Genomic DNA, 19,273 nt, shown 5'->3' with positions numbered 1-19,273 from the left:
CGAAGAATGATTCAGCGAATCAATCAGCAACACACCCCTGAAGCACGTCACTCGCGTAATCCATGTGCCAGAGGTGAAGATACAGGCTCAAAGTTACCCATGAGAAGAATGTTATTTATGTTGCGACACGCGGAATTATGAGCGCGCCTTAGTTGCTCCCACTAGTGCGCGTAGTGCTCCACTAGTCTGTAGAGCATGACTGCATATGACCTCATCGTTGTCGGATCCGGATTTTTCGGCCTCACCATCGCAGAACGCGCGGCCAATGAGTTGGGCAAAAAGGTGCTCATCGTCGAAAAGCGCCCCCACCTTGGCGGAAACTGCTATACCGAAACAGACGAAGAAACCGGCATTGAGGTGCATAAATACGGTGCCCACCTGTTCCATACCTCGAACAAGCGGGTATGGGAATACGTCAACAAATTCACCGATTTCACTGATTACCAACACCGCGTTTTCGCCATGCACGACGGCACTGCCTACCAATTTCCCATGGGGCTGGGCCTGATCAATCAATTCTTCGGCCGCTATTACAGCCCGGAAGAAGCCAAACAATTGATCGCGGAGCAAGCTTCGGAATTCGACTCGGATAAAGCCGAGAACCTGGAGGAAAAAGCGATCTCCCTGATCGGGCGCCCGCTGTATGAGGCATTTGTGAAAGGCTATACCGCCAAGCAGTGGCAGACCGATCCGAAAAACCTCCCGGCCGGAAACATCACCCGCCTGCCGGTGCGTTATACCTTCAACAACCGCTACTTCAACGACACCTACGAAGGCCTGCCGGTCAACGGATATACCGCATGGCTGGAAAATATGGCGGCCTCGGACAAGATCGATGTGCAACTGGACACGGATTGGTTTGCAGTCCGCGATGACATCCGCGCGCAGTCTCCGGATGCTCCCGTGGTGTATACCGGACCGCTGGATCGCTATTTCGATTATTGTGAGGGCCGTTTGGGGTGGCGCACCGTGGACTTCGACAAAGAAGTCCACGATGTGGAAGATTTCCAGGGCACCGCGGTGATGAACTACAACGACCAAGACGTGGACTACACCCGCATCCTGGAATTCCGGCACTTCCACCCAGAGCGCAACTACCAGCGCGAGAAGACGGTGATTTTCAAAGAATATTCCCGTTTCGCTGGCGACGACGACGAGCCGTATTACCCCATCAACACCCCGGAAGACCGCGAAAAACTCGCTGCCTACCGCAAGCGTGCGGCGAAAGAGGTCACCGACAATAATGTGCTGTTCGGCGGCCGTTTGGGTACCTACCAGTACCTGGATATGCACATGGCCATCGGCGCGGCTCTGTCGATGTTCGACAACAAGCTGGTGCCGTATTTCCAGGACGGTAAGGCACTAGAGCAAGAACGCGGCCACTAAGCATTAACGTCTACTGCATTAACGACTACTGCATTATCGGGCACTACACTAACGCCCGCTGCACTGTCCATTCGTGAATCAACCCTTGTGAACTGGAGAACCGTGAACCATCGCGAAGCCCTGCAACGCATTCTGTTACCGAAGCGCGGCGAACCTTTCGATGTCTGCATGCTTTACCTCATCGAATCCCCGCAGAACAAAGAGCGTTTGAGCTGGGATACCCGCACTGATGTGACCGTGCCCGCCGGCGCGGAGGTCAGCTTCGAAACCTATTTCAACGCCTTCCCGGCATCGTATTGGCGCCGCTGGTCGCAACTCGATTCCGTCGTGTTGACCATGAAGGTTGAGGGCACGGCCAATATCTCGTTGTACCGCTCCAAGGTCGACGGCACCCGCGTTGGCGTGAGCAACCACTTGGTCGTCGACGACACCCTGGACATTGAACTGCCGTTGAAAAACTTCGAAGACGGCGGCTGGTACTGGTTCGACGTCACCGCCGAAACCGACACCAGCATCAGTGAGGCCGCCTGGTGTGCCCCGCATGCACCGAAGCCACAAACGCTTCCCGACGGCTCCACCATCGAGCCTGCGGAGAAGAAAGTCGCCGTCGGCATCCCGACATTTAACCGACCGGCCGATGCCGTCGCCGCACTGCAGGCCTTGGGGGAGGACCCTGTCGTCGAACAGGCAATTTCTCATGTGCTCATGCCGGACCAGGGCAACCAACACCCAGCGGATGAGCCGGGATACGACGACGCCGTTGCGGTCTTCGGCGAGCGCTTCCACGAATTCCGGCAGGGCAATCTTGGTGGCTCCGGTGGCTATTCGCGGATCATGTACGAATTCGTGGAGAACACGGATGCGCCTTTCGTGCTGTTCATGGACGACGATATCGCCATTGAGCCGGATTCTATCCTGCGCGCCGTGCAGGCAGCCCGTTTTGCAGCCAGCCCTATCGTCGTCGGCGGACAAATGCTGAATCTGCAGCAGCGTGCCCAGCTGCGCACCACAGGAGAGACTATTCACGGCCGCGATTTCATGTGGGGATCGGCCCCATACGGTGTCTACGACCACGATTTTTCCGAGTACCCGCTGGGCTACACGCTCACCGAAGAACAACAGCGCAACCCGCACGCGAAAAGCAGCGCAGACCTGCACCGTCGCGTCGACGTCAGCTACAACGGCTGGTGGATGTGCCTGTTCCCGCGCGTGGTTGCCGAAACCGTCGGCCAGCCGCTGCCTTTGTTTATCAAATGGGATGACACCGAGTATTCGCTGCGCGCTTCCGAATTTGGCTTCCCGACGGTCACCTGGCCGGGCGCTGCCATCTGGCACATGGCCTGGGCAGATAAGGACGATGCGATCGACTGGCAGGCGTATTTCCACCTGCGTAACCGCCTTATTACCGCCGCTATGTACCACCGCGGCAGCTTTAAGGGCGTGGCGCGCTCGATCATGAAATCCAGCTATAAGCACGCGATGTGCATGGAATACTCCACCATGGCCATCCAGATCGAAGCCATGCGTGATTTCCTGGCGGGCCCGGAGCAGCTTTTCGACGTGCTGGAGACCTCGTTGCCACGGATCCAGAAGATCCGCCAGAACTACGATGACGCCGTGATCTATGAATCCGCGGCGGATCTGCCCGCACCAACGGGAGCCGATGTTCCCCTGCGCAATGTCGGTGGCCGCTTGGGCAAGGTGAAAAAGATCCCATGGGCGCTGAAAACCCTGCGCCACCTGGCAAAGGAAGCGGATCCAGCCCACCACGAGGCACCGCAGATTAATCTGAACCCGAACGAGGCTCGTTGGTTCAACCTGTCCCGAGTCGATTCGGCAACCGTGACCACCGCTGGTGGCACCGGGGTGGCTTTCCGTAAACGCGATAAACAGCTGACCAGCGATTTGCTCTCACAAACCCGGAAGCTGTTGAAGGATATTGAGGCTCGTTTCGACGAGCTGCAGACCACTTACCGGAGTGCGCGTCCGCAGCTGACCGCACGCGAATCGTGGAAGAAGGTCTTCGATGCCCAATAAACTCAGCCAAGCAGAATCCCGCGTGCTGGAGCGCATCCAATCGGTAGCGTTTGACGCGCCGGGCGTGTTGTCGACCGCACGTGGGCTGTCGCATTTCGGCGAACACGCTGCGGGATGGATCGCCAGTGCAGGTGTTGGGGCAGTCGTCGACAAGCAACGGCGCGGCCAGTGGGTGCGGGTTGGTGCCTCGGCACTGACTGCGCACGCCGCCTCTGTGGTGCTCAAACGCATCGTGCGGCGTCGTCGTCCGGATTATCCGTATGTGCGTGTCGGGGTAGCAACGCCGTCGAAATTGTCGTTTCCGTCGTCACATTCGACATCAACGGCGGCATTTTGTACTGGGGTTTCGGAATTGACGGGTTCGACAATGCCGTTGGTTGGTATCCCGGTGATGATGGCATCGCGTATGGTGTTGGGGGTTCATTACCCGACAGATACTCTGCTGGGTGCAATGATTGGTTATGCGACCGCTAAGCGAATGATGAGGCAAGGCTAGATGGAAAACGACGGTCACCAAAGCGTGTTCCACTCGGAACCACACACCTCCGGCGTGGATACCGGCCGGAAGCGTCAACCTCCGAAGAATCTGCTTGATGGCATGATCAAGGCGCTGCGTCCGAAGCAGTGGGTGAAAAACAGTCTGGTAGTTGCCGCGCCGGCCGCTGCTGGCGCCGGTGTTTTGCTGGATGGTCGCACGCTTGCCGACGTCGCGTTGGCGTTTCTTGTCTTTTGCATGGGTGCATCCTCGATTTATTTGGTCAACGACGCCCGCGATGTGGCATCGGACCGGGCGCACCCAACCAAGCGTTTCCGCCCGATCGCTGCCGGTGTGCTTCCGGTTGGGCTGGCCTATGCGATGGCCGTCGGATTGATCATCGCAGCCGTCGGTCTGTCTTTCTTGGCCTCGGATGGGCTGGGGCTGGCCGCGGTGATTGCGGTGTATATCGCGCTGCAGCTGGGGTATTGCTTTGGCTGGAAGCACATGCCGGTGATTGATATTGCGCTCGTTTCATCCGGTTTCATGCTGCGCGCCATGGCTGGTGGCGTGGCCGCCGGAATTGAGCTTTCGCAGTGGTTCCTGCTGGTAGCTGCGTTCGGTTCGCTGTTTATGGCATCTGGTAAGCGCTACGCGGAGCTGTTGCTATCCGAGCGCACCGGCGCGAAAATCCGCAAAGCCTTGGAAGGTTATACTCCGACCTATCTGCGTTTCGTGTGGACGCTGGCGGCTACTGCCGTTGTCATGTCTTATGCCTTGTGGGGCTTTGAGCTTTCCGAGGCGACTGAGGGCTTGGCATCGATCATGTATCAGGTCTCATTGGTGCCGTTTACCATCGCGATTTTGCGCTATGCCTCGAATGTGGACCGTGGTGAAGGCGGTGCGCCGGATGAAATCGCCTTGGAGGACCGCGCCTTGCAGGTGCTGGCGCTGCTGTGGATCGCCTGCATCGTCGTTGCGGTGTATATCGTTCCGGCAGTACAAGTAACAACCGTTTTCAAGTAGCGATTATTTTTTGCTGCCCCTACACTGGCCTCAAGCTGTGTAACGAAATTATCTCGATTATCGATACACGTATCAGAATCCGTTGTCGCCTGCGGGTATTATCCCGAAAACCATGGAGCATACAGGCGGTAAATGAATAATTTCCGTGAAGGGGAGCAATGACGTCGATCGTGAATATGCGTCGTGCGGTGGTCACAATGGTGACTGCCGTGGCGGTCGCGCTGGGGATGATGGCCAGCCCTTCGGTGGCGACCGCACAAGATAACCGGCACTGGTTGCGGCCAGATGCCACCGGCACCTGTGAGTGGGATCCACATGTTGCTTACTGGATCCAGCGCTGTGATGTGTATTCGCCCGCCATGGGCCGCAATATTCCCGTCCAGATACAGCCTGCCTCCCGTGGCGGCAACGCTGGCCTGTACCTGCTGGACGGTCTTCGTGCGAACAACCAGCAGAACGGTTGGAACCGTGAGGGCAATGCTCACAAGCTGTTCGCAGAAGACAACATCACTTTGGTAATGCCGGTGGGTGGCGAGGCTTCGTTCTACGCAGACTGGCAAGGTACTCCGAAGTACTTCCCAGGTGAAGAAGACGGCAGCTACAAGTGGGAAACTTTCCTGACTGCTGAGCTCCCTGGTTACCTGCAGCAGCACTTCGGCGTTGCTCCGAACAATAACTCTGTTGCTGGTTTGTCCATGGGTGCTACTGCCGCGATGAACCTGGCCGGTAAGCACCCCAACCAGTTCCGTCAGGCTTTGTCCTACTCCGGCTACCTGTTTACTACTGCGCCGGGTATGCAGACGATGATGCGTGTTGCGTTGCTTGATGCCGGTGGTTACAACATCAACGCGATGTACGGCACGCTGATCAACCCGGCTCGTTTCCAGAATGACCCGTTCTACTTGGTGGGCAATCTGCGTAACACCGACGTCTATGTTTCCGCTGCTTCCGGTGTTCCTGGACCTCCAGATCAAAATCTGCGGCCAGAGCACAAGGCTCCTGGCATCGCCCTGGAGTTCATGTCCATGATTGGCACCCGTACCTTTGAGGCGAATGCTCGCTTGAACGGTGTCCCAATCACTACTGACTATCCAGCTCAGGGTCTGCATAACTGGTACCAGTTCAACTACCAGTTGGAGCGGACTCGGGATCGCATCCTGGATGTCATGGGTGCTCGCTAAACAGTTCTGAGTATCTTTCTGAGTATCTCTAGTCCCGTACAGGGGTGAGAGGCTTCTACAGCCAGATTGGTTGTCGCAACACGGCGACGCCAGTCTGGCTTTTCTTGTGCGGTGGATCCAGCCCTGTGCATGAGGCGAACTTGCGCGGCAGAAAGCGCCGGACGCGCCGGGCGAGAATTTTTCTGGGAATTTGCGGAGTGTCTTACCAACAACCGTCTAGTTAAACCTAAACTTTAGACTTGAAAACTACGCGAGTAGGCCAGCCGTATCCCGGAAGCGGGGAACTTCCGGGGTGCGGACAGGCCTGAATTTTGCCTACCCTGCACACACTTTCAAGGAATCACTATGCGTCTAGACTCGTCTTCTTCCCCGCACGTTCAACCACTGACTACCGGTCAGCAGTCACGCGGTTTCCGCGGTCGCGCCTGGTTGAAGGCCTTGGCGGTGCCCACCGCCGTTGCTGCCGGATTGGCTGCCGTGCCTATTTCTACGCAGGCTCCTGTAGCGCAGGCACAAAGCTCATTCCCAGGAAGCTCGAATCTGTTGCCACAAAATGACGGCATTACCGATTCGGTTCTGCCGGGAGAGGCCCCGCAGCGCAGCACCATTGAGACGGAGTACCCGAGCTCGGATGGCCTGCCAGAAGGCGTCGAGATTGATCGTGTGGAATACAAATCACCGCGCCACGCATTCGTCTACGTTAAATCCGCTGCTATGCCGGACCAGGAAATGAAGTTCCAGGTGCTGCTGGCCCGTGATTACTACGCTAAGCCGAACCAGAAATTCCCGGAATTGTGGTTGATGGACGGTCTGCGCGCCCGCGAAACCGAATCTGGGTGGACCATCGCGACCGATGTGGAACGTTACTTTGCTGACAAAAACGTCAACGTCGTCCTGCCGGTCGGTGGCGAGTCTTCTTTCTATTCCGATTGGCAGCAGCCGGACAACGGCAAGCACTACAAGTGGGAGTCTTTCTTGACCAAGGAAGTTATCCCGATCATGGACAACAAGTTCCGTTCCAATAAGCAGCGCGCAGTTGCGGGTCTGTCCATGGGCGCAACTTCTGCTATCAACATGGCCGAGCGTAACCCGCACCTGTTCAATTTTGCTGGCTCTTTCTCCGGTTACTTGGATACCACCAGCAAGGGCATGCCAGAAGCTATTCAGGTCGCGCTTTCCGACGGCGGTGGATACAACGCCGAGGCAATGTGGGGCCCGCTGTATAGCCAGGGCTGGATTGATCACGATCCGAAGCTGGGCATCGAGCAATTGCGCGATATGACGGTCTACGTCTCGGCTGGAAGCGGACAACCAGATTTCGGTGATCCCAACTCCGTCGCCAAGCACGGCCCAAGCCTGCCGGGTGTCGGTTTGGAAGTGATCTCTCGCATGTCGACGCAGACCTTCGTCGACCGTGCCAAGAAAGAAAATGTGGACGTCGTCGCGAAGTTCCGCCCGACCGGTATTCACACGTGGGAATACTGGGAATTCGAACTGAAGCAGGCTTGGCCATACATCGCGAATTCACTGGATATCCCAGATGAAGGCCGCACCGCTAATTGTGAGGTCAAGGGTGCGATTGCCGCTGACGTGTCTGGCCAGGCGCACTTTGAAGAGTGCCTGACTAACGAGTATCAGGTGGGCGAGACCGGTGGCGTGGCACAGGACTTCACTGGTGGTACTGCTTATTGGTCGCCAGAAACCGGCGCACATGGTGTGTATGGCGCCATCAACGCGCGTTATGCACAGTTGGGTGGCGCAACATCGTGGCTGGGATTCCCGAAGTCCACTGAGCTTGGCACCCCGGATGGCAAGGGCCGGTTCGTGCAATTCGAAAACGGCAATATCTACTGGCACCCAGATACTGGTGCTTGGGAAGTTCCCAACGACTTGCTGGAAGGCTGGAAGGAGTACGGCTACGAGACCGGCACTTCCGGTTACCCAACGGGCAAGGATGAGCACGTGGGCGGCGGCAAGGTGCAGCCGATGCAGAACGGATTCTTGACCCGCAACCGGGAGGGTAAGACCTACTTGGTGCACGGTGCGATTGGTAAGAAGTACGCATCCGTCGACAAGGCCGAGCTGGGTCTGCCGAAAGGCAACGAGATCGAGATCAAAGGCGGTTGGTTGCAGGAGTTCGAAAACGGCAATATCTACTTCTCGCCGGAGTCGGGTGGTCACGTGATCAAGTACGGCAAGATCTTCGACGAGTGGGGCAAGCACGGTTGGGAACAGGGCAAGTATGGCTGGCCAACCGCTGATTACGAGTCCAAGCCGGGCGTGAATGAGCAGAAGTTCCAGCACGGAACCTTGCAAGAGATCAACGGTGGCGTACGGGAGAAGTAATGCGATTTACGCGAAGCTTGGGTCCTGACAAGACGGGCCACTGCCAAACGGCTCCCGGCAAAACGGGCCTCGGAATGGCAGGTCCCGGCAAAACGGGAGCAGGTATACCGGGCACTGGTACACGGCGTCGGAAAGCGTCGTTGGCGGCAGTGTTGGCTTCTGGTGCTCTGGTGTTGGCGGCGTGTGGTTCAGCAACCGTAGAAGACGAAGAGCCAGAGACTCTGAGCAAATCGTCGACGACTGCCTCGGAATCCACTGCGGCTAGTTCTTCGAAGTCGAAAGATGCTGATAAAGACAGCAAGGACGGCAAGGACGGCAAGAGCAGCAAAGAGTCCGAAAAGAAGGACTCTGGCGCGAACACGGCGGGGCACAGTAACGCTGAGCCAGCACCGCAAGCTGGAGGCAGCGGTGGCAGCCGTGATCGTGGAGCGCAGGAAATCGACGAAATCCCGGATACCAACAACTTCGAAGGCGATAACGCTGCATTCCTCGATGATGTTCGTGCACTCGGTGTCGACGTCGACGGAGTTGAAGGCCAGGTCATCTCTGCCGGGTACTTGGTCTGTGATGACCAGACCGCGATTTTACAGGCGGTAGCCGGGCAACTGATTGGCCAAGACCGGACTGACAGAGAATTCGAAGATTTGGCTGATAATTTGGCGGAGTCCGCACGCAAGCACTTTTGCTAGTTGCGGTCGTAAAATCCGCGATTCTGCTCAATCAAGAAATGTGAAGCTATGAGAAAAGTGTTCACGGTTATCGCCGTGATCGTTCTGGTCCTGTTAATCGGTGCCGGGGTGATGCAATATTTAAGCGGCGAGGATCCGATGGCTCCAGATGAGCAAGCCGGTCCTGCCGAAGAAGCGGATGAGCCTGTGCAGCCGGAGTGGTGCCCTCGGGTGGAATTCATTTCTGCTCCGGGCACCTGGGAATCCGCTGCGGATGATGACCCGTTCAATCCGCAGGCTAATCCACATTCCTTTTTGCTTAATGTCACCCGGCCTTTGCAGGAGCGCTACGCTCCGGACGACGTGCGGGTGTGGACTCTGCCGTATTCTGCCCAGTTTGCCAATGTGCAAAACCAGGACCAGTTGAGCTACGACGAATCCCGCGAAGAAGGCACGCAGAAGGTTCGCGAGCGCCTGGCTGCCACGCATGAGGAATGCCCGCTGACGGATTTCGCGCTGACGGGCTTTTCCCAGGGCGCTGTGATCCTGGGTGATATCGCTAATGAGATCGGCAACCACCGTGGGCCGATTCCGCCGGAGCGTGTACGGGGCATTGCCTTGCTTGCCGACGGCCGCCGTACTGCAGACCAGGGGATTAACCCGGGAGTCCCGGTTGGTGGGGTAGGCGCTGAGGTTGCTTTGAAGCCTCTGGAAGGTTTGGTGCAGGGCGTGACCCCGGGAGCATCGATGCGTGGTGCGCGGGATGGTTTCGGTGCGTTGCAAGATCGCACTTTCCAGATCTGTGCCCAAAATGACCCAATCTGTGCCGCGCCGGAAAGCGTGTTGGATGCGTTTGGCCGGGCTCTGGAGCTGGCGAATAATTCGCATGCCCAGTACGGCACCAATGAGGAAGTAATTCCGGGTACGACGGCGGATGAGTGGATTAAGAATTGGGCTATTGAGACAATCGATCAGGGTTAGCCAGATAGGTTTGCTCGGAATGTGAACCTCACCAGCACCGCCACGTGGAAAGTCTTTCGGCGTGGCGGTTTTTCGGCGTGGCGATTCGTGATTGTGAATTAGAACTCATAAGATTTGGTATTGACGTTAACGTTTCTTATTTTGTTTCCGATAGCACCTGGTAGTTGCATGACTTCTGCGCCAACGTAGGCTGGAATCTTAGACAAACAAACATTTCGTACTGGTACTAGACGTACCGGTGTTAGCTCAGCAAAGGAATCACCATGGATCTTAAAGCAGCAATGAGTCAGTTTTACGACGGCGAGGGCAACCTGAAACTTGCCCCGCAACTGTCCTTGGTGGGCTTGGCTGAACTGCTGTACCAGGGTGATCTGCACACCGGCGGAGCAGACCGCCACTGCCTGCGGTTCTGGGACTATTCCCAGTCGCGGGAAGGCACCCCGGTTGATTTCACCCGGCAAGAGATCAACATCCGTATCAAGTCGGTGGCAGCCCGCCTGCAGCAGGTCGCCAAAATGGGCGACCGGGTTGCGATCTTGATGGGTAACTCCCCGGAATACATCTTCGGTTTCGTCGGGGCGATGTATGCCGGTATGGTTCCGATTCCGCTCTATGACCCCAATGAACCGGGCCACGAGGGCCACCTGACCGCCGTGTTTGCCGATTGCGGGCCAAAACTGGTGCTGACCAACCGCCCGTCGGCGGCCGCGGTGCGCGATCACTTCAAAAAGTTGCCTTCCCGCGAGCGTCCGCGCATCTTGGCGGTGGATTCGCTGCCGAATTCTCTGGCAGATTCTTATGTCAATCCGCAGCAAACCATTGAAGGCCAGCAGCGCATGGCGTCGTCGACGGTCATGCCAATCGACGAACCCGCCTTTTTGCAGTACACCTCCGGCTCCACCCGTACCCCGGCTGGTGTGGAGCTGACGAACCGCTCAATTTTGACCAACGTGCTGCAAATCTTCGAAGCCGCCCGCCTGCGCCTGCCGCTGCGCCTGGTCTCATGGTTGCCGCTGCACCACGACATGGGCATCATTCTGAATCTGTTTGCCACGATCATGGGATTGCACACCGAGCTGATGTCGCCGAAAGACTTCATCCAGCAGCCAGCACGCTGGACGTGCCTGATGTCGGCTCGGGAGGGCGACGATCACCGGGGCGTTTATACCGTCATCCCGAACTTCGCGCTGGATCTGGCCGTGCGCTACGGCAATGAAGACGGCCTGGATTTCTCGAATATTAACGGCATCATCATTGGTTCCGAGCCAGTGACGGTGAAAGCGCTGAATTCGTTCCTGGATGCCTTCGAGCCGAAGGGGTTGACGCGTCGTATGCTGCGCCCGTCGTACGGCTTGGCAGAAGCTTCGCTGATGGTGACCACTCCGCAGACTGAGGACCGCCCGAAGATCAAGTACTTTGATCGGGACGAGATCTCTGCGGGCAAAGCCGTCGAGACCGGCAGCGACGACGGCGTGGCGTTCATCTCTAATGGCGAAGTGGTGCGTCCGCAGTACCTGGCTATCGTCGACCCAGAAACGAAGGCTGAGTTGCCGGAATTGAGCGTCGGCGAGATTTGGTGCCACGGCGATAACATGGCCGCTGGTTACCTGAACCGGCCGGAAGAAACCGCGGCCACCTTCCACAACACCATTGGCGAGCGTCGTGAAGATTCCCGCGTTGCCCAGGCCCCTGCTGATAATTGGATGGCCACGGGAGACCTCGGCGTGATTATCGACGGCGAGCTGTATATCACCGGCCGCCTGAAAGATATGGTGGTAATCGCCGGGCGCAACCACTACCCGCAGGATATTGAGCACACCGTGATGTCTGCCAGTGATCACGTGCGCAGTGATTCCGTAGCCGCATTCGCGATTGCCGCGGATAACACCGAAGAATTGGTGCTGTTGATTGAACGAGCCGACCAAGCCGAAGAATCCGGCGATGAACAGGCAATTCAAACCATTCGCGCGGAAGTCACGGCCCGGCACGGTGTACGGCCGTATGATATTCAATTCCTGGCTCCTGGCGAGCTCTCCCGCTCGTCGGCAGGCAAAATCGCGCGGCAGGTAGCAAAGAAGAAATATGAGGGATCTGAGGGAGAAGCCTAAATGACAGTTGAGCAGCTGAAGAGCTGGCTGACCGAGTGGGTAGTGAAGGTTACTGACCTTCCTGTCGAAGAGGTATCGGAAAACAAGCCGCTGGAAGCGCTGGGGCTTTCTTCGCGCGATGCGGTGATCCTGTCGGGTGAATTGGAAACCTTGCTGGATACCCGGTTGGATCCGACTATCGCCTACGAATACCCCACTATTGCGTCACTGGCTCAGCGGCTGGTCGACGGCCCGGCGGAAGGTAGTGCGCGGGCTAGTGCTGCGCAGCAGTCTTATGAGCGTGCCGACGTCGCTGGTGCCGGAAACGGTGCACGCGGCGGGGCCGGTGCCTTTGGCGGCGATATTGCGATCGTCGGCATGTCTGCCCGCTTCCCACAGGCAGATGGCCTGGACGAATACTGGAAGCTGCTCGCAGAAGGCCGCACTGCTACTGGTGAGCTGCCACTGGGGCGGTGGAGCGAGTACCAGTCTGACCCGGTGATGTCGGAGAAGATGGGCAAGATCAATCTTTCCGGCGGCTACCTGGACGATATCGCTAGTTTCGATCCGGAATTTTTCGGCCTGTCTCCCATTGAGGCAACCAATATGGATCCGCAGCAGCGCATCATGCTGGAGCTGACCTGGCACGCGCTGGAAAACGCGCATTTGCCGGCCAACGAGCTCAAGGGCACATCCGTCGGCGTGTTCATGGGTAGTTCGAATAATGACTACGGCATGCTGATCACTGCTGATCCAGCCGAGGCCCACCCGTATGCGTTGACGGGTACTTCGTCGGCTGTGATCCCGAATCGCATCAGTTATGCCTTCGATTTCCGTGGGCCGTCGCTGAACGTGGATACCGCGTGTTCCTCGTCGTTGGTCTCGGTGCACCAGGCTGTGCGCGAGCTACGCTACGGTTCGTGCGACGTGGCCGTGGCCGGTGGCGTGAATATTTTGGCCTCGCCGTTTGTCTCGACTGCTTTTGGGGAGCTCGGCGTGATTTCCCCGTCGGGCGCCATTCACGCGTTTTCCGATGATGCCGACGGCTTCGTGCGTGCCGACGGCGCCGGTGTGGTGGTGCTGAAGCGGCTTGCCGACGCCGAAGCCGCTGGTGATCAGATCTTGGCTGTGATTAAGGGCAGCGCGACGAACTCCGACGGACACTCGAATGGTTTGACCGCGCCGAACCCAGAGGCACAGATCGACGTGTTGCGCCGCGCATATGCTGATGCCGGGATTGATCCCGCGACCGTCGATTACGTGGAAACACATGGCACCGGCACGATCCTCGGCGATCCGATTGAGGCCAGCGCATTGGGCGCGGTGCTTGGCCCGCGCCGGGAGACGGACACCCTGATTGGTTCGGTGAAATCGAATATCGGCCACTCGGAATCCGCCGCCGGTATTGCCAGTTTGATCAAGGTTGTGCTGGCGATCCAGAACGACACATTGCCGCCGTCGGTGAATTTCTCTGAGCCGAACCGCTATATCGACTTTGAAAAAGAAAGCCTGGAGGTTGTCGAAGATCCACGAGAGTGGCCGTCAGACAACAAGATTGCTGGTATTTCTGGTTTTGGTTTCGGCGGTACGAACGCACACGTCGTGGTGCAGAAATACGACGCGGCGGCGACAGCGCAGGATGCGGCTGTGGTTACGGAAACCCAGCCGCGCCTAAATAGCGACAACGTGGTGCTGCCGATTTCCGGCATGGTGCCATCGCGGCGTCGGCAAGCAGCGGGTGATTTGGCCGATTACCTGGAACAAGCCCAGGACAATAAGGATTTTGCTCTCACCGCGGTTGCGCGCACGTTGGCAAAGCGTAATCATGGCCGTTCGCGTGCAGCCGTCGTCGCTGCCGATGCTGCTGAGGCCATTAAGCGCCTGCGCAAACTCGCTGAAGGCAAGGCAGCAACCGCTGCAGTCAGTGGGGATGCGCCCGAAAGCCCCGGCCCGGTCTTCGTCTACTCGGGGTTTGGTTCCCAGCACCGGAAAATGGTCAAAGACCTGCTGGAACAGTCACCGCAATTTGCGGCACGGATGGCGGAGCTCGACGAGATCGTCGATTTTGAGGGCGGCTGGTCCGTGCTGGAATTGGTACGGGATGATGAACAGACCTATAACACCGAAACCGCGCAGGTAGCGATCACCGCAATCCAGATTGCGCTGACGGATCTGTTGGCACAGTGCGGTGCGCGCCCGGCGGCTGTGATTGGCATGTCCATGGGTGAGATTGCCGCAGCCTATGCTGCCGGTGGTTTGCGCGCCGAGGACGCCATGCTGATCGCCTGCCACCGTGCCCGGCTGATGGGCGAGGGCGAAAACGCACTGACCGGTGATGCGCAAGGTGCGATGGCCGTTGTAGAGCTGTCCGCACAGCAGATCGCGGACTACGCCGAGCAAGAAGAATTCGCTGGTGTGGAACCCGCCGTGTATGCCGGGCCGGGCATGACGACGGTTGGTGGCCCGCGGGCTGCGATTTTGCGCCTGGTGGACAAGCTCGAAGACGAAGGCAAATTTGCCCGCGCGCTGGACGTGAAAGGTGCCGGCCACACCTCCATGGTGGAGCCGCTGCTTGGCGAGCTCGAAGCTGCCATCGCAGGCATCGAACCTGCCCCGCTGCACACCCCGCTGTTCTCGTCGGTGGATCAGATCCACCACCAGCGCGGTGCGGTGGTGCATAACGAGGATTATTGGTTGCACATGACGCGCCAACCGGTGCATTTCCAGGATGCGGTCGCGAGCGCGTTTGCCCACGGGCACAACACGATGGTGGAAATCAGCCCAAACCCGGTTGCTTTGATGGGCATGATGAACACTGCTTTTAGCGTCGACAAGGCTAATGCGAAGCTGCTGAAGACGCTGAAGCGTAAGGAAGATTCCGCAAATAACCTGGTGGATCTGTTGGCGCAGCTTTATGTTTTGGGCCAACCGGTTGATTTCTCGCAGCTGTATGGCAGCGGTGAGTATGCTGCGGTGCCCAACACGCGCTTTAAGAAGCAACGATATTGGACGAATGCCCGCCCGAGTGCCGGTGCCGCCGGGTTGCCGGGAACCCGCGTGAATTTGCCGGATGGGCGCACCGCGTTTTCTGTGGATGCTGACCAGGTGCCTTCGGCACTGGCGTTGCTGGAAGCAGCTGCTGAGGCGATGCAGCCGGGCGCGCAGTTGGTGGCGGTGGAAGAACCGCGCACGTTACCGGCCCAGGGCGAGTTGACGACGATTGCCCAGCGCAATGTCGGTGGCGTGGCGTTGACTGTGCACGATATGACAGCGGGCGTTGTGGTGGCGGAAGGTTTTGCTACTACGTTGGCGCTTGCCGACGGCGGTGGTGGTGGTGCACACGCGCAATCGCAGAATTTGGGTGTGGCGCCGATTCCAGAATCACCGCTGGCTGCAGGTGCGGCTGCTGGAACCAATGATGCGGCGGCCGGAAATAACCTGGGAATGCCTGGCGCGGATTCGGCGGTGCGTTGGGATCCGGAGACCGAAACCGTCGAGGAGCGCCTGCGCGCCATCGTTTCTGAGTCCATGGGCTATGACGCGGAAGATTTGCCTGGCGAGTTGCCGCTGATTGATCTGGGGTTGGATTCGCTGATGGGGATGCGGATTAAAAACCGCGTGGAAAATGATTTCCAGATCCCACCGCTGCAGGTGCAGGCTTTGCGTGATGCGTCGGTGGCGGATGTTGTGGCGATGGTCAACCAGGCCGTTGCGGAGAAGCATGGTTCGGCCGGTCACACTTCCGCTGAGCAAAGCTCTACCGAGCAGTCCGAGCAGCCTGGCCAGCCCGATCAATCAGAGCAACCAGAGCAGTCCGATCAGCGTGAACAGTCCTATGCCACGCAGGCAGAAGGTGTCGGCGTGGCCCCGCGCGATGCTGCTGAGCGCCTGGTCTTTGCCACCTGGGCCAGCTTGACTGGCCGCGCGGCCGCAGGTGTCACGAGCACGTTGCCGGAAATTAGCGGCGAAGTCGCAGGCAAGATCGCCGAGCGCCTGAGCGAACGCAGCGGCACAGAGGTTGACGCCGAGCTCGTCGGCAAGGCGGAAAACCTGGAAGAAATCGCCAACGTGGTGCGCGAGGGCCTGGAAACCGACGTCGAAGGCAATATTCGCGTGCTGCGTGAGGGCAGTGCTGATGCGCCGGTGGTTTTCATGTTCCACCCGGCCGGTGGTAGTTCGGTGGTGTACCAGCCGCTGGCGCGCCGTTTGCCGCAGGAGATTTCGGTCTACGGCGTGGAGCGTCGCGAGGGCAGCTTGGAAGAGCGCGTGACGGACTACCTGGGCGATATCCGCAAGTATGCGAAGGGACGCCCGGTCATCCTGGGCGGTTGGTCCTTTGGTGGCGCGTTGGCGTATGAGGCAGCTTCGCAGTTGCTTGCCGACGCCAGCCACGGCATCGACCTCGCCTATATTGCGCTGCTGGATACCACCCAGCCGTCTGAGCCGATTCCGGACACCTTGGAGGAGACCAAGGCCCGCTGGGAGCGCTACGCCGCATTCGCGGAACGCACCTACGGGCTGGATTTCCCAGTTCCATATGAGCTGCTCGAAAATGCCGGCGAGGAAGCTTTAATGCAGATGCTGGAGCAGTTCCTGGCTAGTTCCGATGCCTCCGAGCACGGGCTATCCGCGGGCGTCTTGGAGCACCAGCGCGCCAGCTTCGTGGACAACATGATCCTGGGCAAGCTTGATTTCGCACGCTGGGCGGATGTGGATCTGCCGGTGTTATTGTTCCGTGCGGAACGTATGCATGATGGTGCAATTGAATTGGAGCCACGCTACGCGAATATTGATCCGGATGGTGGCTGGGGTGCTATCGTCGACGAGTTAGAGATCGTTCAGCTGCCGGGTGATCACCTGGCGGTGCCGGATGAGCCAGCGATTGGCATCGTCGCAGAGCATATGGACCGTTGGATGAAGAGCAAGATCCCCGCTGCACGGGAGGAGCACTAGGTGACTAATACCGCCGAGAAACTCGCTGACCTGCGTCGTCGTTTAGAAAAGGCACAGGATCCTGGTTCGGAGCGGGCGCGGGCAAAGCGCGATGAGGCCGGGCGTACCACTCCCCGGCAGCGCATTAATGCTTTGCTTGACGACGGCTCCTTCATGGAGGTTGGCGCGCTGGGTAAAACCCCGGGCGATGACGATGCGGTGTACTCGGATGGTGTGGTCACTGGGTATGGGCGCATCGGCGGCCGCCCGGTGTGTATCTATGCGCACGATAAGACGGTCTATGGCGGTTCCGTTGGTGTGACGTTTGGCCAGAAAGTCACGCAGGTGATGGATATGGCTGCCCGCATCGGCTGCCCGGTGATTGGTATTCAGGATTCTGGTGGTGCGCGCATTCAGGATGCGGTGACGTCGCTGGCGATGTATTCCGAGATCGCACGTCGGCAGATGCCGCTGTCGGGGTATGCGCCGCAGATTTCCATCATGTTGGGTAAATCCGCTGGTGGTGCGGTGTATGCCCCGGTGACCACGGACTTTGTCATCGCGGTGGATGGTGAGGCCGAAATGTATGTCACCGGCCCGGCTGTGATCAAAGAAGTCACCGGCGAGGAAGTCAGCTCCGCGGAACTCGGTGGTGCGCGCCAGCAGGAGCGCAACGGTAACGTGCAGGCCGTTGTTGACAGCGAAGAAGATGCCTTTGAGCTGGTGCGTGATCTTTTGGATCACCTGCCGTTGACGTGTCATGATCCGGCGCCGTCGTTTTTGGCGCCTAGTGACGAGGAAGTCGCGTACACCCCAGAGCTCGACGAATTCATGCCGGATGACACGAATGCCGGTTACGACATCATTGATGTGCTGAAGTTGTTGGGTGACGACGATCAGCTGATTGAGTTGCAGGCGAACTTTGCGCCGAATATGGTAACCGCTTTTGGGCGTATTGATGGTCAGGCGGTGGGGTTTGTAGCAAATAACCCGATGCACTTTGCCGGTTGTATCGATGCCGATGCTGCTGATAAGGGCGCGCGGTTTATCCGTATTTGCGATGCCTACAACATCCCGCTGATCTTCGTTGCCGATACCCCTGGGTATTTGCCGGGTGTGGAGCAAGAAAAGGCCGGGTTGATTCACCGTGGCGCTGGTTTTGCTTTTGCTTTGGTGGAGGCCACCGTGCCGAAGATTTCGTTGGTGGTGCGCAAAGCCTATGGCGGTGCGTATGCGGTGATGGGGTCGAAGAACTTGTCTGGTGATATCAACTTTGCATGGCCGACCGCGCAGATTGCGGTGATGGGTGCGGCCGCGGCCGTCGTCATGATCCAGGGTAAACAGTTGGAGCAAACCCCGCCGGAACAGCGTGGGTACATGAAGAAACTGTTTATGGACTTTTACGACGAGAATATGACCTCGCCGTATGTAGCTGCTGAGCGCGGCTATATTGATGCCATGATCCAGCCTTCGGAGACCCGGTTGAAGCTGCGGCAAGCGCTACGCCAGTTGGCGACTAAGCACGTGGAAGACTTGCCGAAAAAGCACCCGATCGCGCCTATGTAGGTGGACCGGAGAAAAAGAAGCCGAGTGCGATAGTAATGATAAGAACTGGTGATAGTGCTGACAGCAATGCAGCGATATACAAGTCGTATTTCTTTGTTTTATGTGCGAGATAACAGTTAAGCGCGCAAATTGCGGCTATCGCTGTACCGGTAATAGCCACTGAGGGCCACCACCAGTCTTGACCAATGGTCCATAGCAAATAGCTACCGACAAAGGCGGCAATTGTTGCACCCCAGCCTAGTAAACGCGCAGGTTTCACTTGTGACACCTCCCGGTGATTGACTTAGTAAAACTTTTCCTAGCTTTGCTCATCAATCGAGATGATAATATTCCTACAGAACCTGCCAGCATAATTAGTGCGCTGGTGAATCCTTTCGTGTGTCCGGTTGCTATAGAAACTACGACAATCAAAAAGGATACGCAGCATAGGCCTAGCATTGCCCATGTTGCACCATGAGTTTTGTTCTGTTTATCCACATCAGTACTCATGATCATCACCTTGGTCTAATCTGGGGGCCTGTGAGTCTGCACCTTTGTCTAGCGTAAGTCTCGCAGAACCTCCGTTCTCTAGCAATATCACCTGAGTTT

Annotated in this window: 12 protein-coding genes; 11 read left to right on the top strand and 1 reads right to left on the bottom strand. The window is 57.9% G+C overall.

The window, feature by feature from the left end:
- The first annotated feature begins 195 nt into the window (after positions 1-195).
- The 11 genes from glf (at position 196) to ACP8MI_RS10175 (ending at position 18,685) form a co-directional block, all read left to right on the top strand.
- Positions 196-1,386 (top strand): UDP-galactopyranose mutase, encoded by a 1,191-nt coding sequence (glf, locus tag ACP8MI_RS10225; protein ID WP_239212019.1) that lies wholly within the window; start codon positions 196-198, stop codon positions 1,384-1,386.
- 102 nt (positions 1,387-1,488) lie between these two features.
- On the top strand, positions 1,489-3,423 hold the full coding sequence (locus ACP8MI_RS10220; protein WP_239212018.1) for a glycosyltransferase: 1,935 nt from the start codon (positions 1,489-1,491) through the stop codon (positions 3,421-3,423).
- Positions 3,413-3,919 carry a phosphatase PAP2 family protein gene (locus ACP8MI_RS10215; RefSeq protein ID WP_049168322.1) on the top strand — a complete coding sequence of 169 codons (507 nt, stop codon included), beginning with the start codon at positions 3,413-3,415 and terminating at the stop codon, positions 3,917-3,919. The genes ACP8MI_RS10220 and ACP8MI_RS10215 overlap by 11 nt, the downstream gene beginning before the upstream one ends.
- Positions 3,920-4,924 (top strand): decaprenyl-phosphate phosphoribosyltransferase, encoded by a 1,005-nt coding sequence (locus ACP8MI_RS10210; RefSeq protein ID WP_049150031.1) that lies wholly within the window; start codon positions 3,920-3,922, stop codon positions 4,922-4,924.
- Between the two features lie 158 nt (positions 4,925-5,082).
- Positions 5,083-6,105 (top strand): alpha/beta hydrolase, encoded by a 1,023-nt coding sequence (locus ACP8MI_RS10205; protein ID WP_018121555.1) that lies wholly within the window; start codon positions 5,083-5,085, stop codon positions 6,103-6,105.
- A gap of 345 nt (positions 6,106-6,450) precedes the next feature.
- Positions 6,451-8,451 carry an alpha/beta hydrolase-fold protein gene (locus tag ACP8MI_RS10200; RefSeq protein ID WP_082148386.1) on the top strand — a complete coding sequence of 667 codons (2,001 nt, stop codon included), beginning with the start codon at positions 6,451-6,453 and terminating at the stop codon, positions 8,449-8,451.
- Positions 8,451-9,140, top strand: a complete 690-nt coding sequence (locus ACP8MI_RS10195) for a hypothetical protein (RefSeq protein WP_284572773.1) — start codon at positions 8,451-8,453, stop codon at positions 9,138-9,140. The genes ACP8MI_RS10200 and ACP8MI_RS10195 overlap by 1 nt, the downstream gene beginning before the upstream one ends.
- Before the next feature lie 48 nt (positions 9,141-9,188).
- Complete coding sequence (locus ACP8MI_RS10190; RefSeq protein WP_018121552.1) at positions 9,189-10,100, top strand: cutinase family protein; 912 nt, start codon at positions 9,189-9,191, stop codon at positions 10,098-10,100.
- A gap of 263 nt (positions 10,101-10,363) precedes the next feature.
- A complete protein-coding gene (locus tag ACP8MI_RS10185) occupies positions 10,364-12,208 on the top strand; it encodes a FadD32-like long-chain-fatty-acid--AMP ligase (protein WP_284589873.1) in 1,845 nt (614 codons plus the stop codon).
- A complete protein-coding gene (gene pks13, locus ACP8MI_RS10180) occupies positions 12,209-17,140 on the top strand; it encodes a polyketide synthase Pks13 (protein ID WP_490290665.1) in 4,932 nt (1,643 codons plus the stop codon).
- On the top strand, positions 17,141-18,685 hold the full coding sequence (locus ACP8MI_RS10175) for an acyl-CoA carboxylase subunit beta (protein ID WP_018121549.1): 1,545 nt from the start codon (positions 17,141-17,143) through the stop codon (positions 18,683-18,685).
- On the opposite strand, the gene ACP8MI_RS10170 is transcribed toward ACP8MI_RS10175, so the two are convergent.
- Positions 18,678-18,944: a hypothetical protein gene (locus ACP8MI_RS10170; RefSeq protein ID WP_023018802.1), complete on the bottom strand. Its 267-nt coding sequence runs from the start codon at positions 18,942-18,944 to the stop codon at positions 18,678-18,680. The two genes, ACP8MI_RS10175 and ACP8MI_RS10170, sit on opposite strands and share 8 nt — an antisense overlap.
- Between the last annotated feature and the right edge of the window lie 329 nt (positions 18,945-19,273).

This window comes from Corynebacterium sp. LaCa_70 (genome assembly GCF_058182015.1).
The sequence above is the reverse complement of the archived record's forward strand: the minus strand, read 5'-3'. Positions and strand labels throughout refer to the sequence as shown.